Raw genomic sequence first — 26865 nt, 5'->3', positions numbered from 1 at the left:
GGGTAAAGCCTTACCCCATGACATGGTTGATATCCATGGGGTTAATGCTGACATTGCTGCTGGCCGGTAGCTTGAACACCCTGAGTAGCGCGTTTGCCGAAACACAGCAGCCGCCATCCACGATTGTTGTCAGTATCCAGGCAAAAAACAAAAACCTGGAGGACGTGATGACCGAAATATCGGTCAAAACCGGGCTGAACTTCCACTACGACAAAACTGATCTTAACCTGAAAAAAAGGGTTACGCTCAACTGCACCAAAACACCCATTGAAGACGTTCTGGCGTTGTTATCAGCACAAACCGGATTGAAGTTTACCCGTATCAACAACAAAATAATTGTAGGAGCCGACATTGAAACAGGTGGAGCACAAACTGTAGACCTGTTAAAGCACGTTTCACTGGAAAGAGAAATCACCGGTACCGTACGCGATAATAAAGGCACGCCACTTCAGGGAGTAACCGTTCAAATCAGGAACAGCAACAAAGGAACACAAACAGACGCCGACGCCGGGTTTAGCATTGACGCCAGCCCAGGCGATGTATTGTTATTCAGCTATGTAGGATATCTGACACGCGAAGTAACTGTAGGCACCAACAGTCAACTTGACATTACACTTCACGAAAATATCAAAGCGCTGGGGGAACTGATAGTCACCGCCCTCGGCATCCAGAAAAAATCCAGGGAACTGCCCTACTCTGCCCAGCAGCTGGGCGGAGACGACGTCTCCCTCGTAAAAGACGCCAATTTTATGAACAGCATCTCCGGCAAAGCAGCCGGCGTATGCATTACCCGCAATGCCTCCGGTATCGGCGGTACTGTCAGGGTGGTATTGCGCGGCAACAAATCCACCCGCGAAAATCAACCCCTGTACATCGTTGACGGTGTTCCTTATGCCAACTACACCCCATCACAGCCACAGGACGTATGGGGCCAGGCCAACAACACCATCGGCGGCGGCGGCCGTGATGGCGGAGACGGCATCTCCAACATCAACCCTGACGATATCGAAAGCATCAGCATCCTCAAAGGCGCCTCCGCCGCGGCCCTGTACGGCAGTCAGGCTGCCAATGGCGTTATTCTCATCACCACCAAAAAAGGCAATGCCGGCAGAAGCCGTATAGACGTGGCTTCCGACTTTACCATCGAAAAGCCCGCACTACTGCCGAAACTCCAATACCGCTACGGACAAACGGAAGCTCCATACGACTCTGTCAACAAACCCAAACCTGGTTCTCTCGGCAGCTGGGGCACACCGGTACAAGTCCCTGATCATGTAAAAGATTTCTACAACAACGGCGCCACCTGGATCAACACCGTTTCCTTTAGTGGTGGCACCGAAACAGCACAAACCTATTTCTCTTATTCCAATACCACTAACAAAGGCATTTTACCCACGAACAAATTCAACCGACATACGATCAATTTCCGCGAGACTCTCCGGCTGCTCAATAATAAGCTGGTAATGGATGCCAACGCTTCCTTCCTGGCACAGTCATCCACCAACCGCCTGTCGTCAGGACTGTACTACAGCCCTATTTCCGGGTTGTATGTCTTCCCGCGCGGCCAGGACTTTAACGCTTATAAAAACCAATTTGAATATTACGATACCACCCGTAACCTTTATATGCAAAACTGGTGGAACATCCGCCGGGATAAAGACTGGATAGGCCAGGATGATCAGCAGAACCCCATGTGGGCATTACAGCGTAACCGCCGGCTGGACAGCCGTTACCGGGGCATGGCTTCCCTATCCCTCAACTACCAGCTCAACAACTGGCTCTCCGTCAAGGGACGCGCCAGTTTCGACAAATCGCTGGACCAGTATGAACTGGAAGCATATGCCGGTACCCAGCGTGTACTCTCAGATTCCAATGGCCGCTATATACTCGAAAAAGAATTTAATACCCAGCTGTATGCCGACCTCATGGTCAATGCCAGCGGAAAAGTAAACCAATGGCTGCACCTCGCCGGTAACGTGGGCGCCAGCATCACCGACCTCAAAGCGCATGAGCGTTCTTTTAACGGCGCCAATCCCAATGCAGAGCCAGGCCTCAATTATCCCAATAAATTCTCGCTGTCCAATATTGCCGAAAAATCACTGGATGCACAGCATACCGTGGAACAGAAACAGTTACAGGCCGTTTTTGGCAACGCCCAGCTGGGCATAAAAAATTTCCTGTTCCTCGATCTTACCGGACGTAATGACTGGTCCAGTACTTTTGCCTTTACCCCTACCCTGCAAAAAGGCTACTTCTATTACTCCGTGGGCCTGTCAGCCATATGGACCGACATGTTTAAAATGCCGAAAGCCATCAACCTGCTACGCACACGTCTCTCCTACGCCAAAGTAGGTAACGATATTGCCAGCTACGCATCCAATCCGGCCCCGTTCACCATGCAGACCACCGCCGGTGTGAGCAGGGTGTTGCTCAACCTCCGCACACCTTATCCGGGTATACACCTTGAGCCGGAAGACAACCGTTCCTTTGAAGCAGGCCTGGAGCTTCACCTTTTCAACAACAGGCTCAATGCGGACATCACCATCTACAAAAACAATAATTACAAACAATACATGGAAGTACCCGCTCCTCCAGGTTCCGGATTCATGACCTATTACCTCAACATGGGCAACATCCAAAACAAAGGACTGGAAGCTTCCATCAGTGTAACGCCGATACAGGAAAAGGGCTTTAGCTGGACCAGCACCATCAACTTTTCCACCAACCGCAATAAGGTATTGCAGTTAAGCAACAACAACATCGCCGGCGCCGACACCAGTAATATGTTCACCCTCACCGATTTTGGCGTGAATATGTTTGGTTCCTTCATACAGGAAGGCGGTTCCTGGGGGGACATCTATTCCAATAAGGAACTGAAACGGAACGAAAAAGGACAGATCATTGTGGATGAAAACGGGAAGCTGTCCACCGTGGGCACATTTAAGAAAGTAGGTAATCCTAACCCTGACTTCCTGCTGGGATGGAACAACAGTGTCTACTACCGCAACTTTACGCTGAGCTTCCTGATAGATGGCCGTTTTGGCGGCAAGGTAATGAGCGTTACCCAGGCCGTGCTGGATTATTACGGTGTAAGCGAGGTGACCGCCAAAGCCCGTGACAACGGCGGCGTGGCCCTCAACACCGCGCTGGCAGACGGCACGCCATATACCGGTAAAATAGATGCCGTTAATTATTACACCATCATCGGTGGCCGCTCCGGCATTGGGGAAATGTATATGTACGACGCCACCAACATCCGGCTGCGGGAACTAAGCCTCAGCTACCTGATGCCGCTGAAATGGAAATGGCTGCGCAGCATGCGGGTAGGTGTTGTTGGAAGGAATCTCTTTTTCTTTACACTCAACGCACCCTTTGACCCCGAAATCTCTATGGGTTCCGGCAATGGTCTGCAGGGTGTGGATGTATTTGGACTGCCGCCCTTACGCAGTATGGGCATCAACCTGAAATTTGGATTTTAAAACTAACGATCATGCTTAAACGGGTCCGTATCACATTGCTGGTTCTTGCCGCCCTTGCACTGGTTAGTGGCTGTACCGGAAAGTTCACCGATATCAACAAAAACCCATATGATTTTACCGAGAGTGACCTGAAAGGTGACTTTCAGCTGCTGGGCGCCCCACTCACGCAGGCCCAGCTGTTCCTGTTGCGCTACAATGATCCGCCGACAGCGCAGCTGCAACAGAACCTGAACTCCGATGTTTTTTCCGGGTATATGATGACGCCTACGCCGTTTGAAGGCAATATCAATAATACCAACTATGCGCTGCTTTATATCTGGAACAACCATCCGTGGAATGAAGCCTATCGCTGGGTGATGAAGCCCTGCGTGTTTACTCAGCAAAAGGCCGGTGACAAGTATCCTGATTTCTACGCGTGGGCAACGATTATGAAGGTAGAGGCCATGCACCGCATCAGTGACATCTTCGGACCTATTATCTACAGTCATTTCGGGGATATCAACAATGAGAACACGTTTGAATACGATTCCCAGCAGGAGGCTTATAATCATTTTTTCCATGACCTGGACACCGCCATCAACCTGCTGACAAATTATGTCAACAGCGGCAGTGCGCAACGTTTCCAGGCCTTCGACCTGGTATACAAAGGCGACTACGTGAAATGGATTAAATTTGCCAACACCCTGCGGTTGCGCCTGGCCATCCGCATCAATGGCGTGGATAAAGATAAAGCGCGGAAAGAAGGGGAAGCTGCCCTGAAACACCCGTTGGGACTGTTGCAGGACGCGAAAGATAATTTTGCCGTAGACATCTCTCCTGTTACGCATCCGCTTAACATCATGTGCTACACCTGGGCCGATTTACGCATGAGCGCGCCCATGGAATCTATTCTCACCGGATACAATGATCCGCGGTTGCCTCATTACTTTGTACATACAGATGAAGGTCCGGATGTATATCGGGGTATCCGTAATGGTATCCGCATTTCTCTGAAAGAACAATATACCGGTTGTTCCAAGCTGGCAAGATTTGAGAACAAGATCCAGTTTATGGCCGCAGCAGAAGCATGGTTCCTCAAAGCAGAAGCATCACTGAACGGATGGGATGGCGCCGGTAGCGCAGCCTTCAACTACGAAAAGGGCGTCAGCACATCGTTCAGCCAATACGGCCTAACTAACTTCAACGACTATCTGAAAAACGACACCAGCAAACCGAGACCTTACGTAGATCCGCTCAACAAGGACAACAACGTGACAGCCGACAGCAAACATCTCAGTACCATTACCATTAAATGGAATGAGGGAGCGTCGCAGGAAGAGAAGCTGGAGCGTATTATCACCCAGAAGTGGATTGCCATGTTCCCCGAGGGAACCGAGGCCTGGAGTGAATTCCGCCGGACCGGTTATCCCAAATTATTCCCTGTCGTGATCAACAACAGTAATAATACCATCAATACGGAGAAGTTCATTCGCCGCCTGCCGTTCCCGCAGATAGAGCAGGTCACCAACCCAAAGGCGCTGTCGCGTGCCAAAAAAATGCTGAAAGGTGAAGACAATGGCGGGACCCAGTTATGGTGGGACACCAAATAATCATTTTGTCATTTTATTATTTTTTTATTTACGAATTGTGGGTTTTCCGCAATTCGTAATTTTTTTTTAACAAACTGTAGTACCATTTCAATTAACATACGACTTCCTTCCTGTAGCGCCTATGATGCGCTCATCCAAATGAAAACATTAGCAAGGTAATTTCATTCAAAATAAAAATTTCATGTAAGAAAAACAGGCACGACAAACTATAACGGAATCAGCACGGTAAAAGCGTGTTGCATCTCCGAAGGGGATACCTGTGCTAATAAACCACGTCAACTTATAAAAAACAAGTGGTAAAGGATGGCTTTCGCCATGCTAACGGGGAGTGTATTTTCCAGGCAGCACGTGACAGCGTATTGTATCAGCAGGCACGCGATACATGATCAAATCTTATCCACAACATTTAAATACCAATTATTAACCAAAAAAAAGGCAAGTATGAAAAAAAACCTACGCCTTATGAAAGTGTGTGCTGTAACGGGAATGGCGCTCACTTCCATATTAGCAGACAATGCATATGCGAAGGCTGCCGGCTATACTTATACGCCCACAGCTTCATTCCGTAGCATTTTACAGGAAAAGGAAATCAGTGGTACCGTGCGTGATACAAAAGGCGCACCATTACCGGGTGTTTCCGTTCAGGTAAAAGGTACTACCAAAGGCGCACAAACCAATGCCAGCGGCCAATATCATCTCAATGCCAAGGCCGGCGACGTATTGGTATTTTCCTCCATCGGCTTCGGTTCACATGAAGCAACAGTTGGCTCCAGCGCCACGCTTGATGTAAGACTGGACGACAACGTAAAAGGATTGAATGAACTGGTAGTAACCGCTCTCGGTGTGAAAAAAGCCGCCAAATCACTCACCTATTCCACACAGCGCCTGGGCAACGAAGAGCTGACTACCGCCAAAGACGCGAACGTCATGAACTCCATCTCCGGTAAAGCTGCTGGTATCACAGTGAGCAGAAGCGGTTCCGGTGTAGGTGGTTCCGTTAAAGTAACCCTTCGTGGTAATAAATCTGCCCAAGGTACCAACCAGCCGTTGTATGTAATAGATGGTATCCCTATGACCAACTACTCCACCCAACAGCCTAACAGCACCTGGGGTGGCGATGGTACTACTACCTTTACACCTGGTCGTGACGGTGGTGACGGTATCTCCAACCTGAACCCTGACGATATCGAAAGCGTATCCGTGCTGAAAGGTGCTTCTGCATCTGCCTTGTATGGTAGCCAGGCTGCCAACGGTGTTATCCTCATCACCACTAAAAAAGGTAAATCAGGTAATGCCAAAGTAGACTTCTCCAGCGGCTTCACCCTGGACAAAGTAGCTTACAAACCAGAGCTGCAGAACTCTTATGGTGCTACACAGGACGGCGCTACCCAAAGCTGGGGAAAGGAGATCAGCAATGCGAAAGACAACGTATCTGATTTCTTCCGTAATGGCAACACCTGGATCAACTCTGTCAACTTCACCGCAGGCAACGAAAAAGCTCAGTCCTATTTCTCCTATGCCAATACCAATGCAAAAGCGGTAATGCCGGGCAATGATCTCAATCGTCATAACTTCTCCTTCCGGGAAACAGCCAAGTTCCTGAACGACAAACTGACCCTGGATGGTAACGTGAACATCATCACACAAAGAACAGATAACGGCCCTGTAACCGGTTTGTACTTCAACCCGCTGACCGGTCTTTATTTGTTCCCAAGAGGCCGTGATCTGTCGCCTTATAAAACTTACATGCAGTTTGACCCTATTCGTCAGATCAACCTTCAGAACTGGCCTTTCAACGAAGACGTACAACAGAACCCTTACTGGATCGTTAACAAAAACAACAGCCAGGCAGTACGTAACAGAACGCTCTTCAATGTCAGCGCCAAATATGATATCACTGACTGGTTATACCTGCAGGCCCGCGGTAACATGGACCGTACCAACGATACTTACGATGGTCAGTTCTACGCGGGTACCAACGCCGTACTGGCCAGCGGCAATGGCCGTTACATCATGAGCGACCTCACTACCACGCAGTACTACGGTGATTTGATCCTGAACCTGAACCGTAACCTCGGTACCAATTTCAAATTGAATGCACTGGTAGGTACCAGCATTAATGATAGCCGTACCAAAGGGATGAGCGCAGACAGCTATCTGGGAGATCTCTATGTAGCTAACAAATTCATCCTGCAAAACATGGCCCCGGGCAGCCTGATCCAGACTGCTCCTGATAACCACAGCCAGCTGCAGGCAGTATTCGGAAACGTGAACCTGTCATTTAAAGACCTGGTATTCCTGGACCTCAGCGGACGTAATGACTGGTCTTCCAACCTGGCGTTCACCCCCAATGGCTCCTACTTTTATCCCTCTGCCGGCCTTTCCTTCATGCTCCATCAACTCTTCAACCTGCCGGAACCTGTTAGCTACGCCAAACTCCGTGGCTCTTATGCGGTAGTAGGTAATTCTGTTCCTTTGTATGTAACCTGGCCGCTGAGCAGGCTGGGACAAGTAGGTGGAACCTTCCAGTTCAACAACCGGGCTCCTTTCACCGACCTGAAACCAGAAAGGACCAAATCACTGGAAATCGGTACAGAATGGCGTCTCCTGAACAACAGGCTGAACTTCGACTTTACCTATTATAAAACCAATACCACTAACCAGTACTTCCAGATTGCCGTACCGCCGGGAACAGGTTATGCTTTCCGCTTTATCAACGGGGGTAATATCCAGAACAGCGGTGTGGAAGTAGTATTGGGCTACAATGTGATCCAGTCCAGCAAATTCACCTGGAACACCACGTTGAACTATTCTCATAACAAAAACGAAGTACTGGAACTGGCAGAAAACATCGACCGGTTTCAACTGACCGATCCAGGTTCCAACACATTCGGCTCTATTATCGAGAAAGGCGGTTCTTACGGCGATATCTTTGGTAAAACGCTGAAAAGAGATGAAAGCGGCCGTGTACTCATCGGTGCCGATGGTACTCCGTTGGTGTCCTCAGGCCTTTCATTTGTTGGCAATCCTAATCCTAAATGGACAGGTGGCTGGAACAACCGTTTCACCTACAACAACTTCACCCTGAGCTTCCTGGTTGACGGTAAATTCGGTGGTAAAGTAATGTCTATGACAGAAGCGGTAATGGACAAATACGGCGTATCTGCCCGTACCGGCGAAGCCCGTAAAGCTGGTGGTGTAACTATCAACGGTTACAATGAAACCACCAAACAGCCTGTTACCAAAGTAGATGCAGACAAATGGTACGGTACTATTGGTGGCCGTGACGGTGTGAGTGGTGAATATATGTACGATGCTACTGTTGTAAGACTGAGAGAGCTGTCTATCGGCTATGCCGTTCCGTCCAAAGCGCTGGGAAATGGTTTTGTAAAAAATATCCGTTTCTCCCTCGTAGGCAGAAACCTGTGGTATATCTCCAAGAAAGCTCCCTATGACCCGGAAATCTCTATGTCCACCGCTAACGGTCTTTCCGGTGTGGATATGTTCGGCTTACCGGCCACCCGCAGCTTCGGCTTTAACCTGAATGTTGGTTTCTAATCATGTTCACCTTTAATTCAACACAGATGAAAAAATTAAGATTCAAACTATATAAGCCGGTGGCCATCATCGCGCTGGCGGCTGGTATCCTGGGCCTTAATGCCTGTACCAAAAACTTCGAGCAATACAACACGGACAATACCGGGTTGACCGAAGAGGAGCTGAAGCCCGACTTCAACAATATCGGTGGTTTTTTCCCACAGATACAGTCTTCCATCTACTTTAACTTTAACAATACCACCGCTGACTATCAGTTGCAGCAAAACCTGATAGGCGACGTATACTCCGGTTATATGATGCCGCCAAACAACTTCCGCGGTAACATCAATAACATGACGTACTCGCTGGTAGACGACTGGAACGGTTCTGCTTTTGCGCTTGCCTATAACAACGTGATGGCGCCTATTTATGAAGTAAGAAGAAGAGGTGCAGCAGTTTCCGCCCCTGAGTTCTGGGCTATTGCACTGATCCTGAAAGTAGAGGCCATGCACCGGGTAACCGATATCTATGGTCCTATTCCTTACAGCAGCTATGGTACTGGTGGTACTACTTCCGCTTATGACAAACAGGAAGATGTATACACCCGTTTCTTTAAAGAGCTGGATACCGCTGTTACTTCGCTGAATACTTATATGACCCAGCATCCCGGCGTATCCCTGTTCTCTAAATTCGATATGCTGTACGGCGGTGACTATAAACAGTGGGTCAAGTTTGCCAACTCCCTGCGTCTGCGCCTGGCGGTCCGTATTTCCGGCGTAGCACCTGCCAAAGCACAGGCCGAAGCTGAAAAAGCACTGAACCCTGCCAATGGCGGTGTAATGGAGATCACCAGAGACAATGCGAACATTTCCGGTTTCGGGTTGAAACACCCGCTGTTTACCATCATCGCTTCGTGGACCGACAATGCCATGAACGCCTCTATGGAGTCCTTCCTGGTAGGGTATAACGATCCGCGCCTGCCGAAGTATTTTGATCATGCCAAGGCTTACCCCGGTACTTACAAAGGAATCCGCATCGGCAGCCTGGTAGAGGCAAAACCTGCCTATAACGGGTACTCCGTTCCAGCTTACGCAGAAAACAAAACCTTTAAAGCCACTACTCCTTTACAGGTGATGACCGCAGCCGAAGTATGGTTCCTCCGTGCAGAAGCAGCCCTCAATGGCTGGAACAATGCCGGCGGTACTCCGGGAGAGCTGTACGAAAAAGGTATGCGTGCTTCCTTCAGCCAGTGGGATGCCGATCCACTTGCAGTAAACAATTATGTAGCGGACAATACCTCCAAACCGATCGATTACGTAGATCCGCGTGCAGCTGCCAATAACCATGCTGCCATGACCAATATCACCATTAAATGGGATGAAGGTGCGGACAAAAAGACTAAACTGGAGCGTATCATCACCCAGAAATGGATTGCCATTTACCCAGAAGGACAGGAAGCCTGGAGCGAATTCCGCAGGACCGGCTATCCTAAACTCTTCCCGGTAGTGAACAATTACAGCAATAACACTATCAATACTGATATACAGATCAGAAGGATCAACTTCCCTGCCGCAGAGTACACTTCCAATAAAGCAGAAGTGTTAAAAGCTATCCAGCTGCTGGGCCCCGGTGCCCAGGATAACGGCGGAGTAAGGCTTTGGTGGGATATTCCTCACTGAGTGTATTTACATACTTATTTTGAATCGCGTGCATAAAAAAAAATGCCGGTCCTATCGAGGACCGGCTTTTTTTTCCCAGGGCTGAAGCCCTGGGCTAAGATCTGATTATGACAATGATATAAAGAGATGAAGCTCCGGGATATGGGCTTTTTAATGTGTACACATTACACATTAAAAAAATTCATTTTCGATGGTACCATCTTTATGTTGCCCCGACTTCTAGTCTGATAACGAAAATAGTTCTGATAACACGTGATGAAAAACATGAAGTACCTATAACTGAAAGTATTTGCGGTTCAATTGCGATTCTGGTGTACAGGGGGCGTACTACGTCATCAACAAACAGACAAACCTATGCCAAAGTCATTGTCGCCCGCACCTATCTGGGACTGTACAAAGCAACTGATTTCGCTTAGCATTCAACTTAGGTCACATGAAAATAATCCGGCCGCTTGCAATCCTGCTTACGGCCGCTTTTTTCAACAAAAACGACATTCATTTTTCATAATTTTCATAGATCAACAGGACATATTAGCAAGTTAAAAAAGCCGCCCCGTTCCCGGGACGGCTTCATTTTTTATGCCTTTGTGCCGATTATTGAAAGAAGCGGTGGAAGAAAAGCAGCTGGTAGTGGATGGAGTTTGCCCAGTAGTTCCAGTCATGCTGTCCCGGCCGTTCTATATAATCATGATCGATTCCTTTTTCCAGCAGTTTCTGATGTAAAGCCCTGTTCACGTCGATGAAAAAATCTTTCACGCCACAGTCAATGATCATGGGGAGGGTGCCCGGCTGAAGTTTATTAAGCTGTCCCATTACCGTATAGGCGGTCCAGTTAGCACCGTCTTTGCCCGGTTCACCCAGCAGCTTTACAATTTCCCAGCTTTTGGGGAACGGTCTGAAATCCACGCCACCGCTGATGCTACCGGCAGCACCAAACATTTCCGGGTGCCGGATAGCCAGGTACAATGCACCATGTCCTCCCATACTGAGCCCAGTGATAGCACGGTGACGCGGATCGGGCAGCGTCTGATAGTGCTGGTCGATGTATGCCGGTATTTCCTTTCCTACGTAAGTTTCAAAGCGCATAGTACTATCGAGGGGACTGTTAAGATACCAGCTCATGAAAGCGCCATCGGGGCATACGATCATGCATTGATAGGTATCCGCCAGTTCCTTGATAGCAGGCACTTTAGTGACCCAGTTGGCATAATTGCCGCTATAGCCGTGCAGTAAATACACCACCGGATAGCGCCGTGTGCCTTCCTTGTAGGAAGCGGGTGTTACCACCACACATTTGTAGCTGCGTTGCATAGCTGCACTGGGAATACTGACCGTATCCACATTGCCCGCGCGAAGCGTTTGCAGGCCGAAAAACAATAGTAAGAGGGTGAGCGTGTGTTTCATCAACGTTATTTATTAAGGGCTTTTTTCATCGGGTTATCGCCGGTAGAAGCGCCTCTCACACCCGCACCATCCTTAAACATTTCAAACCGGGACGGAGCGGCTTCCCTTGGCCAGCTGTTATTGCTTTCATCGATATCAGCTGTTTCGCGGAGCGGGTCCAGCTTCAGCGATACTACCTTTTTATCTTTGGCGAATACCTTGGTCACCTGATTTTCATTTTTACGCCAGATATAAGCAGAGATACGTTCTGTTTCTTTAGTACCGTCGGCGAATGTCCATTCCAGAATGACTGGCATCACCAGTCCGCCTACGTTGGAAAAAGTCACTTCATAGAAGTTCTTTTTGCTGTCATACATTTCTTTTTCCGCTGGTGTCAGGTTGCTGTAGAACTGATCATAAGCGGCTTTGTCTTCCGGCGCCACTTCAAAGCGGTTCCATTTGCTATAGAAGTCCTGCAGACTGGTATCCTGGTCTACTACAAATTTAGTACCGGCGGCTTTATTGCGTTGGCGGGCCACATGGTCCATATTGCGCTCATATTCCGCTTTAGCCTGCTCACTGCTGGCAGCCGGATTTTTGCTGGCGAGGTTATACCATTTTACGTTATCAATGGAGATATCTACCGGTTCAATAGTGTAGAACCAGCCACGCCAGAACCAGTCCAGGTCAACAGCCGAAGCGTCTTCCATCGTACGGAAGAAATCTGGCGGTGTAGGATGTTTAAAGGCCCAGCGGCGGGCATATTCACGGAAAGCGAAGTCGAACAGTTCGCGGCCCATCACCGTTTCACGCAGGATATTGAGCGCTGTAGCAGGTTTAGCATAAGCATTCGGACCAAACTGAATGATATTTTCGGAGTTGGTCATGATAGGCTCCAGCTGATCTTTCGGCATCTTCATATAGTCCACGATCTTATGAGCAGGGCCACGGGAAGAAGGGAAATTGCTGTCCCATTCCTGTTCAGCCATAAACTGGCAGAAAGTGTTGAGGCCTTCATCCATCCAGGACCACTGCCGCTCGTCGGAGTTGACGATCATCGGGAAGAAGTTGTGTCCTACTTCGTGGGTGATCACCCCGATCATACCGTTTTTGGTAGATTCTGAATAGGTACCGTCTTTATCAGCACGACCGTAGTTGAAGCAGATCATCGGGTATTCCATACCGTTGGCCGCTTCTACAGAGATCGCTACCGGGTAAGGATACGGGATGGTATGGCTGGAGTAGGACTTCAGGGTATGCGCCACCACTTTGGTGGAATAGCGGCGATACAGCGGATAAGCTTCCGGGCCATAATAAGACATGGCCATTACCTTGTTGCCTTCGATATTAGTGGCCAGCGCGTCCCATACAAGGCGGCGGGAAGAAACGAGGGCGAAGTCGCGCACGTTCTGTGCTTCATACACCCATGTTTTACGGCTGCCGGCTTTGTTCTGCAAGGCTTTCTTTGCTTCATCGAGCGTTACCACTTCGACAGGCTCTTTACTGCTTTGTGCCTGCTGCCAGCGCTGGTATTGCGCAGGGGAAAGCACTTCTTTATAGTTCTGGCATTCGCCGGTAGCGCCCACGATATGATCGGAAGGCACGGTCAGGCGTACACGGAAATTACCGAAGGTGAGGGCAAATTCCCCTCTGCCGGTGAATTGTTTGTTCTGCCATCCCTGGAAATCGGAATACACCGCCAGCCGGGGATACCATTGGGTGATGGTATACAGGTAGTTTTTATCTTCCGGGAAATATTCATAACCACCGCGGCCACCGGTCACCATACGGTCGGAGAGGTTGTACCACCATTCCACTTTGAAGCGGTACTTCTCGCCCGGCATCAATGTTTTAGGCAGGTCGATACGCATCATGGTCTGGTTGATGGTATAAGGCAGCGCCTTGCCATCCGCATCCGTCACTTTCACGATTTTCACGCCCAGGTCGCCGGTCGGTGGCAGGATACCGCGGATATCCCGCAGGGACATCTTATCGGTTATTTTGCTGCCATCGAAGCTGCGGTTATCACTTTTCGGATCGTGCTCGTTTTCATCCAGCTGCAGCCAGATATACGTCAGCGGGTCCGGTGAATTATTGAAATAGGTGACTGTTTCAGCGCCGGTGAGCCGCTGTTTGTTGTCATCCAGTTCTGCATTGATTTCGTAATCTGCCCGCTGTTGCCAGTATTTGGGCCCGGGCGCACCGGAAGCGGAGCGGTACATATTGGGCGTCTGGAGCATGGTGCCCAGCTGCTCAAAGCGGTTACCGTGGTTAGATCCCGGATTCTGTGCGTGCAGCGTCATCGCTGTACTGCATAAGATACCCAGGAGGTAAAGATTTTTTCTCATAGAGGATTTTACGATTTCAGATTTAGATTTTAGTTATTTCAACAGCTCTCTCACACCCTGGATCACCATCAGGAAGGCAACGCCAAAGGTGGCAGAAGATAAAAACATGTTCCAATCACGACGGCCTACCCGTCCGATGTTGACAATAATGCCGGCTACCAGCATCACCACGGCCACAATCAGGATCTGGCCAAATTCCAGTCCGATATTGAATCCCAGCAGTGGTTTAACGATGTTGGCCTGGCCACCCAACAGGCTTTTCAGGTAGTTGGAAAAACCCAGTCCATGTATCAGCCCGAAAAATAAAGCATAAAAGTAATTGAGCTGCAGGTGTTGCGGTGCTTCATCCCTTCTTAAAATGTTGGAAAATGCTGTAATACAGATGGTTACCGGAATCAGAAACTCCACCAGCGAACTGGATACCCGAATAACGTGTAACACACTCAAAGCCAGCGTAATAGAATGCCCGATGGTAAAGGCGGTCACCAGGACCAGCAACTTTTTCCATTCGTTCACCACATAAATAGCGCTCAGGGCAATCACGAAAAGTATATGATCATAACCTTCCCAGTTGAGAATATGTTGCCACCCCAGTTCAAAATACATCAGATCCATTGCCCTTCTTTTGTCTAAATTTGGTAATTATAGAAAGTAAAAATTAATTTTCCCAAAAAAATTAGTCTAGTGGGGTTATTATTATGTAAATGGTGGACAGTGGCCTGGATGGCCATTCTGCACCCGTTCTATGTGAGTGTTACAGAGATTACGCACAACGCTGCCAAAAAGGAGCTGGAAGTCAGCTGCCGTATTTTCGCCGATGACCTGGAAAATACCCTGAAAACACAATACAAAACATCTTTCGATATCATCAAACCAGCCAACCGGCAACAGGTGGAGAAAATGATCGCCGATTATCTCTCCCAACACCTGCAGATAACCCTCGACGGGAAGAAAGTATCCCTGCGATTCCTGGGCTACAAGATAGAAGAAGATGCCGTCTGGAGCTTCCTCTCCGCTGAAAATATCGCTGCACCGAAGAAAGTGGCCGTGATGAATGATTTGTTATATCAACAACATCCTTCGCAGATCAATATGATACACGTGATCGTAGGCGGGAAAAGACAAAGTACCAAACTGGATAATCCGAAGGCGAGTGCGGTGATGGAGTTTTAAAATTCAAATTATGCCGAACCTTTATATCATATCAGGCTGCAACGGCGCCGGTAAAACGACCGCCAGTTATACCATTCTCCCGGAAATACTGCATTGCCGGGAGTTTGTCAATGCAGACAATATTGCTGCAGGCTTATCCCCGTTTAATCCCGAGAGTGTAGCAGTGGAAGCAGGAAGACTGATGCTGAAAAGAATACACCTCCTCCTGGAAGAGAAGGCTGATTTTGCATTTGAGACAACATTGGCTACGCGGAGTTATCAATCTCTGATAAAAAAAGCGAAGAATGAAGGGTACCAGGTGACTTTGTTGTATTTCTGGCTGAGTTCACCAGAAGTAGCCCGCAAGAGAGTAGATGAAAGAGTAGGAAATGGTGGTCACAATATACCTTCTGATGTAATAACACGCAGATATTATAGAGGAATTCACAACCTCATACATATCTATATTCCAATATGTTACGAGTGGAGTGTTATTAATAGCATGACTACTATCCCAACAACAGTAGCATCTGGTTTTGGAGGTGGTGAAAAATTGATAATAAATTCCGAAATTTGGGATATCATCTTAAAACAAAGCCAATTAAATGACTAGTAAACAAAAAGAATTGCTGACTTTTTCTGAAAAAATTCAGAAAGGTGCGCAGAAAGCAGTCAGGAAACTGGTTGAGATCAGAGCGGCAACCAACAAAGATCTTGTTATTGGCGACAAAGACGGGAATGTAAGTATCGTTCCTGCCAAGGATTTACTATCCTCTATGTAATGGCTGGTTTTCTTCCGCTTTAGGAAGTCGACCGGGTATTTACACCGTCCCTATGTTTTATACACCTTGGCTGATAGCCCATAAATAAGCTTGGTTTAACAATTTATTTCTTAAACGGAATGGCTGTCAGGTGTGATCACCATAGCATATAACATGATTCAAATGACCGAACCTCAAATAAAGGACGCTATACTTAGTTTCTTGTTGGAGAATCCAACTTACAGATATACCTCAATCAAATTCGCAGAGAAGTTTAATCTCTCAGAAGATGAGCTGAAGAAGTATATTTACATTATTAATACCGATCACGGTAATTGGGTTGAGATATTACATGGCGGCTTTGGCTTTAAGTTTACCCTTGCTACAGATTTGAAATTTGTTCCCAATATTACAAAGTTTATCCATGAGGGAGGTTACACAAAATTTGCTGAGAACCAATTATCCGCAATTAAGAAACAGGATAACTTATATGAACTCACCGTCACAAACCTGGAATTATCCAATGCGGCAGCCCATGATGCAAGGTTAAGTGCTAATAAAGCTGAAAATCGTGCAAATATCGCCAATAGGGCAACGATTATCACCACAGTTACAGCCGTAGTAGTGATTATTTGGGAACTTATTAAAACATTAATTCTCAAAAGGTAATAATTTTAAAATAAAGCAAGAAACATGAAAGTATACATCGAGTACGAGGTGAAGGAAACCAATGAAATTATTCAGCCAATTGCAGATCAACTGTTATCAACCACGACAGAACTGATAAAATACAGGGTGATGTGGGGGTTGCGAAAACTGGAAGATGAAATAGAAGAGGAAGGGGGACAAATTATCGTGCATATGAATGGAAGGATTCACACCAAGAGTTTCACCCCCGAGTTGACTGAAAAAATAAAGGTCGCGCTTAAGACTGTATTTGAAAATGATTAATCGAGACGATACGCCCTACCATTATGTAAGATGTTTCAACATACTGACATTTACCTCCTTTGCGAATATACATAACTAGTTACAGATATAAGAAAGAGAACATTCATTTACATATACGATTAGCCCTAGTTTCTTGGCATTGATCTACTGCGCTGCAAACAGGAAAATAAGATGTTTGTCAAAGTTCTTACCACCAACAAAATGGTCAATGGGAAAGTTCTTTTCTCCTTATCTTCGAGAGGCAAAGCAGGATAATGGATACGCATACTTTTTCATTCGACGGCCTCGCAATTCATCACTATAAAAAATATCCCGGCAGACCGGTCATTGTGTTCCTGCACGACTCACTGGGCAGCACGGCGCTATGGCGGGACTTCCCCCAGCAACTGGCGAATGCCACCCAATGTAATGCGCTCATCTACGACCGCCTGGGTTATGGCTTGTCAGCACCCATGCCGGCCGGTGACAGACCAGTCAGCTATATGGAAACGGAAGCAGATACCCTGCATGCTTTACTCACTCACCTGGAAATAGACCAGGTGATACTATTCGGTCACAGTGATGGTGGTTCTATAGCCTTAATTACCGCAGGCAAATACCCGCTGCAGATAAAAGCCGTTATCTGTGAGGCGGCACATATTTTCGTAGAAGAAATAACGTTGAAGGGTATACGCGATGCGATGCACGCTTACCTGACCACTACCCTGCCCCAGCGCCTGCAAAAATACCACGGAGACAAAACGGACACACTTTTCCGCGCATGGACCGAAACATGGACCCGTACCGATTTCAGGGATTGGAATATTGAACATTTTTTACCCGAAATCACCTGCCCGCTGTTGTTTATACAGGGAGAAGCCGATGAGTACGGGACACTCGCACAGGTGGAAAGAACAGTCAGCCAGGTGAGCGGCAAAGCGACGCAGTATATAGTGCCGGGCATCGGACATACGCCACATAAAGAAGCCCCGGCATTGACGCTCGAGGCAGCTAAAAAATTTATTGAAACATTGTAAAATGACAATTATGAAAAGTCCATTTACAGGAGGCAGCACACGATTAGAAAAGAAACCAATGACATTGGAATATCGCCAAGAATCTTTTGATATTACCTATCATTACTATGTTTGTGAAGATACCGGAGAACAATTCACTGATGATAAAATCGATACCTTCAATCAAAATCAGGTTCTCAGCCAATACCAGGCAAAACATGGTCTTGCGACCTCCTAACTCCTATTATCCACAAACTTCACGGGCTTCCTGCTGTTCTCCGGGAACTGCATCCGCATAATATCCTGCTGGTTGCAATACTTCACCTGTGGTATCACCCTCAGTTTAGCCTGCAGATAGGATTTGATCTTGCGGTCCATTTCTTCGGATTCTTCTGTAGGCCAAACGTGCATCAGTATTTCATCGGTGCCGAGCTCGTTGGAGTATACTTCCACTACAAACTCTTTTACTTCTTCCATATCGTTGAGCAGGTCGAACAGCGCTGGCGGGTACAACGTGGTGCCTTTGTATTTGATCATTTGTTTTTTTCTGCCGATAACCGGAGACAGTCGCAGCGTATGTCTTCCGCAGCTGCATGTTTCTTCGTGGTACTGGCAGATGTCGCCGGTTTTATAGCGAAGCAGCGGCATGCCTTCCACGCCCAGCGTGGTGATGGTCACCTCTCCTTCCTGCCCCGGGGCGACGGGCTGGTTGTTTTCATCCAGCAGTTCCACGTAGAGTAATTCAGGATGATGATGCCCGCCCTTACCAGCTTTGCATTCGGTGAAAGCCGTCTGCATTTCAGTGGAGGCATAGGTGGAATACAGCTGGATATTCCACTGCTCTGTGATCTTCTTGCCCAGTACATTGAGCGAGAAATCAGTATTACGGATATTTTCACCGATACAAACTGCTTTACGGACAGATGTTTCGTTGATATTGATATGATGTTCTTTGGCGTAAGCAATCAGTTTCACGATGAAAGAAGGCACACCGACAATAGTCGTTGGTTTGATGCGCTGAATGTTCTCCCACTGCATACTGGGCACGCCCGGGCCTACACGCAGCACGCCGGCGCCCAGTTTGCGGATACCGTTGTAATAAGCCATACCGGCCATAAACTGACGGTCCAGTGTCAGCATCAGCTGGAAAATATCGCTATCGGTACCGTCCGCGCAACAGAAAGAGATGTATTCATTATAGCTGAGGCGTTGCAGATCTTTCTCTGTGAGCGCAATGATCACGGGACGGCCTAAAGTACCGGAGGTAGTGGTATATTCCGCGATATGGCTTTTGTCTACACAAAGAAACTCCCAGTTGTGCTCCTGTAATTCCTGTTTGGTCACCGGAGGGATCTGGCTGAATTCTTCCAGGGAACGGACCTGGTCAGGATGTATATCGTGTTGTTTGAACCATGATCTGTAGAAGGGAGAAAACTCACGCAGATAACCGAGCAGCCTCATGACTTCCTTCTCCTGGAATGCCCTGATAGCGGCTTTTGACTGTAGTTCTATATCGGGAATGTACATATGTTACGATATTCAGCTTTCAAGAATAACCATTGCCACAGCTGCATTTTTTTCATGTGACAATGACACCCATATTTTTTTGACGCCCAGCGAGGTATACCGGGGATTGTCTGTCAGCAGGAACAGTTCCGGTTTTCCGGCTGCATCGTTGCGTATTTCTATTTCATTGAAGTTCACGCCGCCATTGCCCCAACCAGTGCCCAGCGCTTTCAGGAACGCTTCCTTAGCGGCAAAGCGGGCGGCATAACTCTCCTGCGGCGATGCCTGCTGCTCGCAGTAAGCGATCTCCTGTGGTGTAAACACGAGGTCGCGGAAACCGGTACCTTTGGCCAGCCTCTCCGCGATACGCGCTACATCCGTGATATCTGTGCCTATACCAACAATCATTTTTTTGACAGTTTAACCTTGCATTGTTCCAACTGCTTACGGATATGCATCTCCTCTCCTTTGGTAGCTATTACCTTGGTGAGGGCTGTTTCATAGTATTGTTTAGCTTCCGCGAAGTTACCTTTTTTGAAATCGTAATCGCCTGCCAGCACATAGGTATGATAAAACTCCGGATTAGAGGCTACCAGCGCTTTTGTATCGATATCCCTGCCCTCCTGCAGCTGCGCTTTTAATTGACGGTACACTTTGAATGACGTGTATTCGTTGGTCAACAGGAAACTATCAGCGGATACATTCTGCACACTGTCATATACTTCGTGGTCACTGTCGAGGCCGTGCATGCTGAAGATTTTATTCAGGTCATATGCCACAAACTGCCCCAGCTGCCACGGTGCGGCAGATATCCATACCATTCTTTTCTTCGGCTCAAATACGATGGCATGGTGCGCAATGAACTGGTTGATCGCCTTTTCATTACCCAGACCGATATTGGCGCCATGCAGCCCTTTACGGTCACGCAGGATATTGATGGTCTTCTGCACGGTATTGGGGCCGTTCTCTTTCAGCAGCTCATTTAAACGCTCGTAACGATATTCGGAAGCGCTTTCTTTGATCTGTAATTTGTTGGATTCCAGACTGCCAAGCGAATCTCCCTGGAAGTGGTTGGTGCAGGTGATGAAGTTCTTTTTGGGATCGTAGAGGTCCATGCCTTCCGGTGTTTTTTCGATCACTACCGCTTTATTGTCTTCCGCGGAACCGATCAGAAAAGATTCAGACACAAACATCTTCCGTTTTTGTGCGATAGCCCAGGCTTCCTGTATGTTACGGGCATATTGCAGTATTTCCCTTGCCACCAGCGATACAGGCGTAGCGGCGCCGGTAGGCACGTTGGTTTTGGCAGCGTTAATGGTAACGGTCAGGCCTTTATCGTTCATACCAGATACCACACCCGTAAAGCCGCCCCAGGTAACGAACATAAAGTTGTGGCCTTTGTCGGGATGATAAAACACTACCATTTTATCTTCGGCGAACTTATCGCCCATGTAGAAATCGAAGTTGCGGCCGATGATCAGGTTACTGTCAGCGGAGTTGCTGTTCCACGTACCGAAGGAGGTACAGCCTACCAGCATCATGCCTTGCAGGGCATGGCCGATATCGTGCGCGCCGTGGTAGTTCATCAGCCTTTCGTAGTTACTGCCGATAAAATCGTAACCGGCGGCAGCGGAGAAAGATTCTCCATAGATCTCTTCCTTGAATTCTTCCGCCACATGATCACTCAGGTTCCTGTTGAACCAACCGATGAAATATTTCAGGAAATGGAGATAAGAAGTAGAAGGGATCATTTTGCGGATCTGTTCTACAAAAACATCTTCCTGGTGGCGGATCAGTTCACCGGACAGCTTGCCGTTGATCACCCCTCTTTCGAAAGGAGCGCCTTCCACATACATTTCATACAGTCCGCTGTTGCTTTTGCGGAACCAGTTGTTGCCGATCGTCCAGGCGGTACTGTCCAGCGCTTTGCGTTGCAGCTGTAATGCCGATTTATCGGCAATCTTCGGCGGTGTCATGCGACTCACAGACACCAGGTATATGGCCAGCGCGACAAACAACAACAGGATGGCGCCGAAAGTATATAACAACACCCGTCCCAGTCTCCGCCATCCGCTTCTTTTTTTCTTTTCCACTTTTATTTAAGTATTGACTGATTAATTTCTTCTACCAGGAATTCCATTCCCAGTAGTTCGGCTGAAGTGATCACACTACTCATGGTCACTCCTAAAATACCATGCAAGTTCAGGTTTTGCCCGGTAAGATACAAATTAGACAACCGGGTACGGGCTGAAACCATGGTCCGTAGCGGATCTTCACTATCTTTCAGGACGCCGTACATACTGCCGTCGCTGGTACCGATATAATCCCGGTAGGAAAGCGGGGTAGCCACAGAATACGACTGCACACAGTTGCGGAAGCCCGGGAATTTTTTCTCCACCGCCTCAATGAGCTGCTCGGCCTTCTGTACTTTAAAAGCTTCATAGTCAGCGCCCCTGCTGGCTTCCGTTCTTTCGGTATTAAAAGTATGCTGCCAGGGCGCCAACTCTTCATAACGCATATACGTCATTACGGAGAGGCTGTCAGCATAGGTCTCATGCCGGGAGCTGGCAGACACGTATATGGCGTAGGTCTGCGGCCATTGGTCAGGCGTACAATCAATCCCGGCCCAGGCATCATCTGTGGCGTGGTGATAGTAGTTGTGATTAAGGTAGGGAAAGCTGCCAGGTTTCAACACGACGTTGAGCACAAAAGCACCGGTGGAATTCTCCAGTTTCTGCATACGGGTACGATAAGCCCCGCGTATGGCATCGCTTTCTGTGATGGCTGTTGTCTGGGCTGGATGCAGGTTGGAAATAAAATAATCTCCAGTCACTTTTCCTCCGGTTTCCAGCACCAGGTGATCTACACGGTCGCCCTGGCCAACGATCTTCAGCACTTCGGTATTCCGGATTATTTCTCCGCCGTTTTCAGTGATGCACCGGCACAGCAGGCGGGCAATCTGCGAACCGCCATCCACACATTTCCAGGAACTCTGCATATAGCTGTTTAACACCAACGCATGTACGTAAAAGGGCGTTTTATCCCTCACGCCGGCGTATAACAGGTTATTACCCGCCAGCACTTGTTGCAGCCGGTAATTCCCGGTAAAACTTTCGATAACGCTGGCCGCATTCAGTTGCAGCACGCTGCGTTTTTCATCATAGTCGCCCAGCCGCAGGTTATATAACGGAAACTTGCTGCACACCTCAGTGATCTTATCACAATACGCATGCAGGGCGGCTGTTTCTTCGGGAAAATCGGCCGCCAGGGTACGGATGAAATGGTCCCTTCCCTGGGCAATCCGGTATACTTTGTCTTCTGTACCAAAGTTGATATGGTCGAAGCCGTCGGCATCCATGCGTTTCAGCTTCAATTTGTCCATAATACCCAGGTAAGAGAAGATTTTGTGCAGGTTCTCTCCTTCTCCGAGTCCACCGATGTAATGCACACCGGAATCAAAGATGACTTTATCGCGGGAAAAGGTCTGAAGGCAACCACCCGGTTGGCGGTTCTTTTCGTATATGCGTACCTTATAACCATTCCGGCTGAGGATGGCTCCACATACCAGTCCGCCAAGACCACTGCCGATAATGATCACATCATAGTTGTGCATAATTTTTTTGGGGGGATTTTTTAATAACAAATATTACGTTGGATGTATAACGGGTATTGTCTATTTCTTCTGCTACTGCGCCATATTTGCCTACCAGACCACGCACATGCGCAGCTGAAAAGAACGATAATTCCTTGTTCTTCGTCTTATTAAATCCTATTACCCGGGTTGATAAAAATTCAGTAAATCTTGTGCCTTCGTGCCGTTTGGCTTTGTCAGCGTCGCCATCCCTTACCACGATCACACCATCGGGAGTAAGCCTGTTGATGCACTGTTGCAACAGCTGTTCCTGTTCATCGGGTTGCAGGTAATGCAACACATCACTCAGGATGAAGGCATCGTATTTTTCAAACGGTGTATCCGAAATGTCACCGTGGATGAATTGCAGGTTCTGTGGTTTAGCATAACAGTGTGCTGCGGTGGTAATTTTCTCCTCATCATAGTCAATACCGGTGATTTCCCGGCCGGGTGCTGTATACGCCAGCATATAACTCATAAAACCATACCCACAGCCGAGGTCCAGTATGCGGCCTTCTTTCGGCAGCAACTGATGAAACAGTTCATAGTTACGTTCCAGGCTGGTTTTTACTTTCATGTACCATTCCAGCACAGGCCCTTTATAGATGAAGTTGTATTTCAACTGCTCGCGGAAATAAGAAGGTACTTCTATCTCCTGGCGCAGGTTTTCATATTCCTGTTTAAAATAACGGCTGATGGATTTCGTACGGGCACTATAGTTATCCCCCCAACTGTGATCGTCCGGTGTAATGCGCGGCAGGTATTTCACCGTCACGTGACCGTCTTTCAGGAGGAAATCACCTTTACTCATCGTATAGGCGGTACCGTGAATAACGATCGGCAGAATATCCAGTCCCAGTTGTTCGGCAATGTAAAAGGCGCCTTTGTGGAAACGCTTGATCACCGGGTCCGGGGAACGGGTGCCCTCGGGATATACCACAATGGAATATCCTTCCGCTACACGTGCTTTCAGTTTCTCAATGGCCCCTTCCGCACCATCGGCTACCGGGTAGTAGTCGGCCAACCGCACCACGGCGCCGAATACCGGCGAACGCCATACCCATTGATTCGTGAGCAGGATCACTTTGGGATGCAGCATGGTAGATACCAGGATATCGAGAAAAGACTGGTGGTTGCTGATGATCACGGCCGGTTTCTTCAACTGCTCATTATCCGGATTGATAATGCGTTTCTTCACGTTGGTCATGATATACAACACACTATGCGTATAGGCAGACAGAATACGGTGGTACAGCAGCTTACCCTTTTCTTTGTTGACCGGATTAAGGCGGATCAGGATGTTGCCCAGCAGCGTCATGATCAGGCAGCCCGTGGTGAAGTACAGGAATGAAAATACAGACAGTATCCACCCTTTGAAGGTCCAGGGCGCATAGCCTTTCTTCACGCGGTTAGTGATCAGCCAGTTGAACAACACGGGTATCATCACCTGGGAAATCAATACCACCGTACCGATACCGATAATAGAGATCAGCGCAATAGATTTCAATGACGGATGCTGGGCGAAAATCAGTACACCCAGTCCCAGAATGGTGGTGATAGCAGAAAGGAAGATAGAGGATTTGAAAGACGACAGCGTTTTCTTGCCGGTTTTGTATTCCTGCAACAGCCCATCCATCATAAATATGCTGTAATCATCTCCCAAACCAAAAATAAAAGTGGACAAGATGATGTTGACAATATTAAACTTGATACCGAACAAGCCCATGATACCCAATATCCACACCCAGCTGAGCGCCATCGGGATAAAGGTGATCAGCGCCAGTTCTATACGGCCGTAAGACAGCAACAGCGCCAGGAATACCAGCATAGAGGTCATCCAGGCGATACTGTTGAATTCATCCCGGATCACTTCCACCAACCGGTTGGCGGCATATTGTTTGTCCAGCACAGTTGTATGCGTATGCTGATCGAGCGCGGCATATACGTCCTTTTTACGCGCGGGGTCTACTTTCAGCAGCGTCACAATAGACGTGCGGCCATTCTTTTCGATGATAAAATCACCCAGGGTACCTTTGCGGAAAGTCTCCAGGTCTTCCCTGGCCATAGGCTGATAAGGCGTATTCAGCAACGCAGCAAACTTATCGAAAGCGGTGGCGCTGAATCCCACTTCAGTGCCGTGGCTACGGAGCCAGGACAGCAGCTGCGCCTGTTTTTCCGGTGTCCAGTAATGTTTCCAGCGTTCAATACGGGCCTGTTGTTCTTTTTCAGACAACAACAGCGTTTGTACGCCAGCGTATTTTTTCACAACTCCTTCCGACTGCAATTGGCTGATGGCAGGCGTCAGTTGTTCCGTGTTCTCCAATGCGGATTCCAGGTTATCACCGTCTGACACCACATACACGGATTGCGCCGTGTAGGCATTGATGTTATTCAGATGTGTTTCCGCCGCCTTCAGTTCCGGCGACATGAAGTTCATCCGCATCATGTCACTTTCGAAAGACACGTTGCGGGCGGTAAAGAAAAACACGATCGTCAACAGGAAAATAGCGCCGACCAGGTATTTATTGCGCTCCGGTTTGAGCGCAGAGAAGCGGTCCAGCCAGTTGTCGTGATGCTCCGCTGGTTTATTGCCGTGTTTGCCCAGCACAATCCAATGCGGTAAGAATATCAGGGAGAACAACGCGGCACCTACCAGGCTGAGTGCGGCAAACAGCCCCACATCGCGCAGCATGGGCGAACCCAAAAACTGCAGGCAGAGAAAACCACCAATGGTGGTGAAACTTCCCAGCGTCATGGGCGTGGCCAGATCAGCGATCACTTCCCGGATATCGTCGGTATGACGGTAATGGTTGAACACATGCAGGGAATAGTTCACCGCAATGCCCAGTACTACCGCGCCGGCGCCCAATGCCATCACGGCAATATGACCTTTGATCAGGTAAATACAAGCCAATGAAAACAGCCCGCCGAAGATCACCGGCAGCATCACTACTACAGGTGCCCGTTTCTTACGGAAAAACAGCGCTATCAGCGCTACCAGCAGCACAATGGTGATGCCCTGCGTGAGCAGCGTGTCCTGGCGCAGCTGCGTGGCATTGCCGGCGGAAACGGCCGTACCACCGAAATAGCTGACGCTCACATCAGGGTATTGGCGGGACAGGCTGTCTTTGATATTATCCAGTCCTGCAAGGAACTTCGCATTGATTTTCGTAGCACCGGGAGGGTTAGCCGGTGTAATAAATATCATGAGATGACGGTGGTCTTTCGTCATCACATAGTTATCGTACAACTCAAAATGATCGTCGTACTGAAGGTGCTGTAATTTTTTGATGCCTATCCAGGAAATGCCTACCGGGTCTGCCTGTATTACCCGTTTCAGTACCAGTCCGGCGGGAGAAATCAGCGTATTGTAGTCATATTGCAGGGAACGTTGCAACTGCTCCGGCGCCAGCAGGCTGTCAATTTTCGTATAGTCGCCCGGCTCCAGGAAAACGGGCAGGTTTTTCTGGATGAGGTCCATCATGCCAATAACCTGTGCATCTTCTGTCTGGCCCTGTATCTGCCGGATGTAAGGCGATAACTGGTTACCTGCGGAGGCTACCAATGAAGCCGCGCAAGCAGTAAGACTATCCGGTACCGGTGCTTTGGTGGTGTCTTTCTGTGACAGTGTCACCACCAGCTTGTCCGCAAATTTGGAATCCTGGAACACCTGTTGCAGTTTATCCAGCTTCTTGTCCTGCGGCAGTATTTTGGTAATATCTTCTTCCAGCCTGATACGTGACGCGAAAAAGCCAACTAACACAAAGCTTACGATGGTGCAACACCATAACGCCAGCTTGTGCCGGTCAAAAAAATTATAGATCGCTACGAAAAGACTGCTCATATGTGACTTA

19 protein-coding genes are annotated in these 26865 nt (G+C 48.3%); 11 read left to right on the top strand and 8 right to left on the bottom strand.

From position 1 onward, the window contains the following. The first annotated feature begins 17 nt into the window (after positions 1–17). The 4 genes from HHL17_RS31020 (at position 18) to HHL17_RS31005 (ending at position 10284) form a co-directional block, all read left to right on the top strand. The gene (locus HHL17_RS31020; RefSeq protein ID WP_169228694.1) at positions 18–3479 is read left to right on the top strand and encodes a SusC/RagA family TonB-linked outer membrane protein; all 3462 of its coding nucleotides are present in this window, start codon (positions 18–20) and stop codon (positions 3477–3479) included. 11 nt (positions 3480–3490) lie between these two features. After that, entirely contained in the window at positions 3491–5068 is a 1578-nt protein-coding gene (locus HHL17_RS31015) for a SusD/RagB family nutrient-binding outer membrane lipoprotein (RefSeq protein WP_169228693.1), read from the top strand. Between the two features lie 441 nt (positions 5069–5509). Then, positions 5510–8626 carry a SusC/RagA family TonB-linked outer membrane protein gene (locus HHL17_RS31010; protein ID WP_169228692.1) on the top strand — a complete coding sequence of 1039 codons (3117 nt, stop codon included), beginning with the start codon at positions 5510–5512 and terminating at the stop codon, positions 8624–8626. A 26-nt stretch (positions 8627–8652) separates the two neighbouring features. Next, complete coding sequence (locus HHL17_RS31005; protein ID WP_169228691.1) at positions 8653–10284, top strand: RagB/SusD family nutrient uptake outer membrane protein; 1632 nt, start codon at positions 8653–8655, stop codon at positions 10282–10284. 594 nt (positions 10285–10878) lie between these two features. Here the strand turns inward: HHL17_RS31005 and HHL17_RS31000 are convergent. From HHL17_RS31000 to HHL17_RS30990, 3 genes are read right to left on the bottom strand one after another with little or no spacing between them, the layout of a single operon-like run. Next, positions 10879–11688, bottom strand: coding sequence for an alpha/beta hydrolase (locus tag HHL17_RS31000; protein ID WP_169228690.1), 810 nt, complete (start codon positions 11686–11688; stop codon positions 10879–10881). A 5-nt stretch (positions 11689–11693) separates the two neighbouring features. Then, positions 11694–14015, bottom strand: a complete 2322-nt coding sequence (locus HHL17_RS30995; protein ID WP_169228689.1) for a M1 family metallopeptidase — start codon at positions 14013–14015, stop codon at positions 11694–11696. A gap of 33 nt (positions 14016–14048) precedes the next feature. Next, positions 14049–14630, bottom strand: coding sequence for a HupE/UreJ family protein (locus HHL17_RS30990; RefSeq protein WP_169228688.1), 582 nt, complete (start codon positions 14628–14630; stop codon positions 14049–14051). A gap of 69 nt (positions 14631–14699) precedes the next feature. Between HHL17_RS30990 and HHL17_RS30985 the strand changes: the two genes are divergently transcribed. The 7 genes from HHL17_RS30985 to HHL17_RS30955 all read left to right on the top strand — a co-directional run bounded on the left by HHL17_RS30985 (position 14700) and on the right by HHL17_RS30955 (position 18112). Continuing rightward, positions 14700–15188 (top strand): DUF6702 family protein, encoded by a 489-nt coding sequence (locus tag HHL17_RS30985; RefSeq protein WP_169228687.1) that lies wholly within the window; start codon positions 14700–14702, stop codon positions 15186–15188. 10 nt (positions 15189–15198) lie between these two features. After that, positions 15199–15780, top strand: a complete 582-nt coding sequence (locus HHL17_RS30980) for a zeta toxin family protein (protein ID WP_169228686.1) — start codon at positions 15199–15201, stop codon at positions 15778–15780. Further along, complete coding sequence (locus tag HHL17_RS30975; protein ID WP_169228685.1) at positions 15773–15949, top strand: hypothetical protein; 177 nt, start codon at positions 15773–15775, stop codon at positions 15947–15949. Before HHL17_RS30980 ends, HHL17_RS30975 begins: the two co-directional genes overlap by 8 nt. A 162-nt stretch (positions 15950–16111) precedes the next feature. Next, positions 16112–16597 carry a hypothetical protein gene (locus tag HHL17_RS30970; RefSeq protein WP_169228684.1) on the top strand — a complete coding sequence of 162 codons (486 nt, stop codon included), beginning with the start codon at positions 16112–16114 and terminating at the stop codon, positions 16595–16597. 24 nt (positions 16598–16621) lie between these two features. Continuing rightward, positions 16622–16879 (top strand): hypothetical protein, encoded by a 258-nt coding sequence (locus tag HHL17_RS30965; protein ID WP_169228683.1) that lies wholly within the window; start codon positions 16622–16624, stop codon positions 16877–16879. Between the two features lie 254 nt (positions 16880–17133). Further along, positions 17134–17895: an alpha/beta fold hydrolase gene (locus HHL17_RS30960; protein WP_169228682.1), complete on the top strand. Its 762-nt coding sequence runs from the start codon at positions 17134–17136 to the stop codon at positions 17893–17895. Between the two features lie 10 nt (positions 17896–17905). Next, positions 17906–18112: a hypothetical protein gene (locus HHL17_RS30955; protein WP_169228681.1), complete on the top strand. Its 207-nt coding sequence runs from the start codon at positions 17906–17908 to the stop codon at positions 18110–18112. On the opposite strand, the gene HHL17_RS30950 is transcribed toward HHL17_RS30955, so the two are convergent. Genes HHL17_RS30950 through HHL17_RS30930 form a run of 5 tightly spaced genes read right to left on the bottom strand, consistent with a single transcriptional unit; the run spans position 18109 to position 26855 of the window. Then, positions 18109–19401: a phenylacetate--CoA ligase family protein gene (locus HHL17_RS30950; protein ID WP_169228680.1), complete on the bottom strand. Its 1293-nt coding sequence runs from the start codon at positions 19399–19401 to the stop codon at positions 18109–18111. The two genes, HHL17_RS30955 and HHL17_RS30950, sit on opposite strands and share 4 nt — an antisense overlap. 12 nt (positions 19402–19413) lie before the next feature. Beyond that, positions 19414–19788 carry a holo-ACP synthase gene (gene acpS, locus HHL17_RS30945; RefSeq protein WP_169228679.1) on the bottom strand — a complete coding sequence of 125 codons (375 nt, stop codon included), beginning with the start codon at positions 19786–19788 and terminating at the stop codon, positions 19414–19416. Beyond that, entirely contained in the window at positions 19785–21473 is a 1689-nt protein-coding gene (locus HHL17_RS30940; protein ID WP_317166652.1) for a C45 family peptidase, read from the bottom strand. Before HHL17_RS30940 ends, acpS begins: the two co-directional genes overlap by 4 nt. A gap of 2 nt (positions 21474–21475) precedes the next feature. Beyond that, positions 21476–22993, bottom strand: a complete 1518-nt coding sequence (locus HHL17_RS30935; RefSeq protein ID WP_169228678.1) for a phytoene desaturase family protein — start codon at positions 22991–22993, stop codon at positions 21476–21478. Continuing rightward, positions 22980–26855, bottom strand: a complete 3876-nt coding sequence (locus HHL17_RS30930; protein ID WP_169228677.1) for a trifunctional MMPL family transporter/lysophospholipid acyltransferase/class I SAM-dependent methyltransferase — start codon at positions 26853–26855, stop codon at positions 22980–22982. Before HHL17_RS30930 ends, HHL17_RS30935 begins: the two co-directional genes overlap by 14 nt. Positions 26856–26865 lie beyond the last annotated feature (10 nt).

The sequence above is a fragment of the Chitinophaga fulva genome (assembly GCF_012927205.1).
Lineage (GTDB): Bacteria > Bacteroidota > Bacteroidia > Chitinophagales > Chitinophagaceae > Chitinophaga > Chitinophaga fulva.
This window is presented reverse-complemented; position numbering and strand designations above follow the sequence as displayed.

What these genes read in the sequence shown, in the direction of transcription:
- HHL17_RS30975 (WP_169228685.1), top strand. Translation starts at nt 15,773, where the DNA reads ATGACTAGTAAACAAAAAGAATTGCTGACTTTTTCTGAAAAAATTCAG.
- HHL17_RS31005 (WP_169228691.1), top strand. Translation starts at nt 8,653, where the DNA reads ATGAAAAAATTAAGATTCAAACTATATAAGCCGGTGGCCATCATCGCG.
- HHL17_RS30980 (WP_169228686.1), top strand. Translation starts at nt 15,199, where the DNA reads ATGCCGAACCTTTATATCATATCAGGCTGCAACGGCGCCGGTAAAACG.
- HHL17_RS30930 (WP_169228677.1), bottom strand. Translation starts at nt 26,855, where the DNA reads ATGAGCAGTCTTTTCGTAGCGATCTATAATTTTTTTGACCGGCACAAG.
- HHL17_RS31000 (WP_169228690.1), bottom strand. Translation starts at nt 11,688, where the DNA reads ATGAAACACACGCTCACCCTCTTACTATTGTTTTTCGGCCTGCAAACG.
- HHL17_RS30955 (WP_169228681.1), top strand. Translation starts at nt 17,906, where the DNA reads ATGAAAAGTCCATTTACAGGAGGCAGCACACGATTAGAAAAGAAACCA.
- HHL17_RS31010 (WP_169228692.1), top strand. Translation starts at nt 5,510, where the DNA reads ATGAAAAAAAACCTACGCCTTATGAAAGTGTGTGCTGTAACGGGAATG.
- HHL17_RS30950 (WP_169228680.1), bottom strand. Translation starts at nt 19,401, where the DNA reads ATGTACATTCCCGATATAGAACTACAGTCAAAAGCCGCTATCAGGGCA.
- HHL17_RS30965 (WP_169228683.1), top strand. Translation starts at nt 16,622, where the DNA reads ATGAAAGTATACATCGAGTACGAGGTGAAGGAAACCAATGAAATTATT.
- HHL17_RS30970 (WP_169228684.1), top strand. Translation starts at nt 16,112, where the DNA reads ATGACCGAACCTCAAATAAAGGACGCTATACTTAGTTTCTTGTTGGAG.
- HHL17_RS30990 (WP_169228688.1), bottom strand. Translation starts at nt 14,630, where the DNA reads ATGGATCTGATGTATTTTGAACTGGGGTGGCAACATATTCTCAACTGG.
- HHL17_RS31020 (WP_169228694.1), top strand. Translation starts at nt 18, where the DNA reads ATGACATGGTTGATATCCATGGGGTTAATGCTGACATTGCTGCTGGCC.
- acpS (WP_169228679.1), bottom strand. Translation starts at nt 19,788, where the DNA reads ATGATTGTTGGTATAGGCACAGATATCACGGATGTAGCGCGTATCGCG.
- HHL17_RS30935 (WP_169228678.1), bottom strand. Translation starts at nt 22,993, where the DNA reads ATGCACAACTATGATGTGATCATTATCGGCAGTGGTCTTGGCGGACTG.
- HHL17_RS31015 (WP_169228693.1), top strand. Translation starts at nt 3,491, where the DNA reads ATGCTTAAACGGGTCCGTATCACATTGCTGGTTCTTGCCGCCCTTGCA.
- HHL17_RS30995 (WP_169228689.1), bottom strand. Translation starts at nt 14,015, where the DNA reads ATGAGAAAAAATCTTTACCTCCTGGGTATCTTATGCAGTACAGCGATG.
- HHL17_RS30960 (WP_169228682.1), top strand. Translation starts at nt 17,134, where the DNA reads ATGGATACGCATACTTTTTCATTCGACGGCCTCGCAATTCATCACTAT.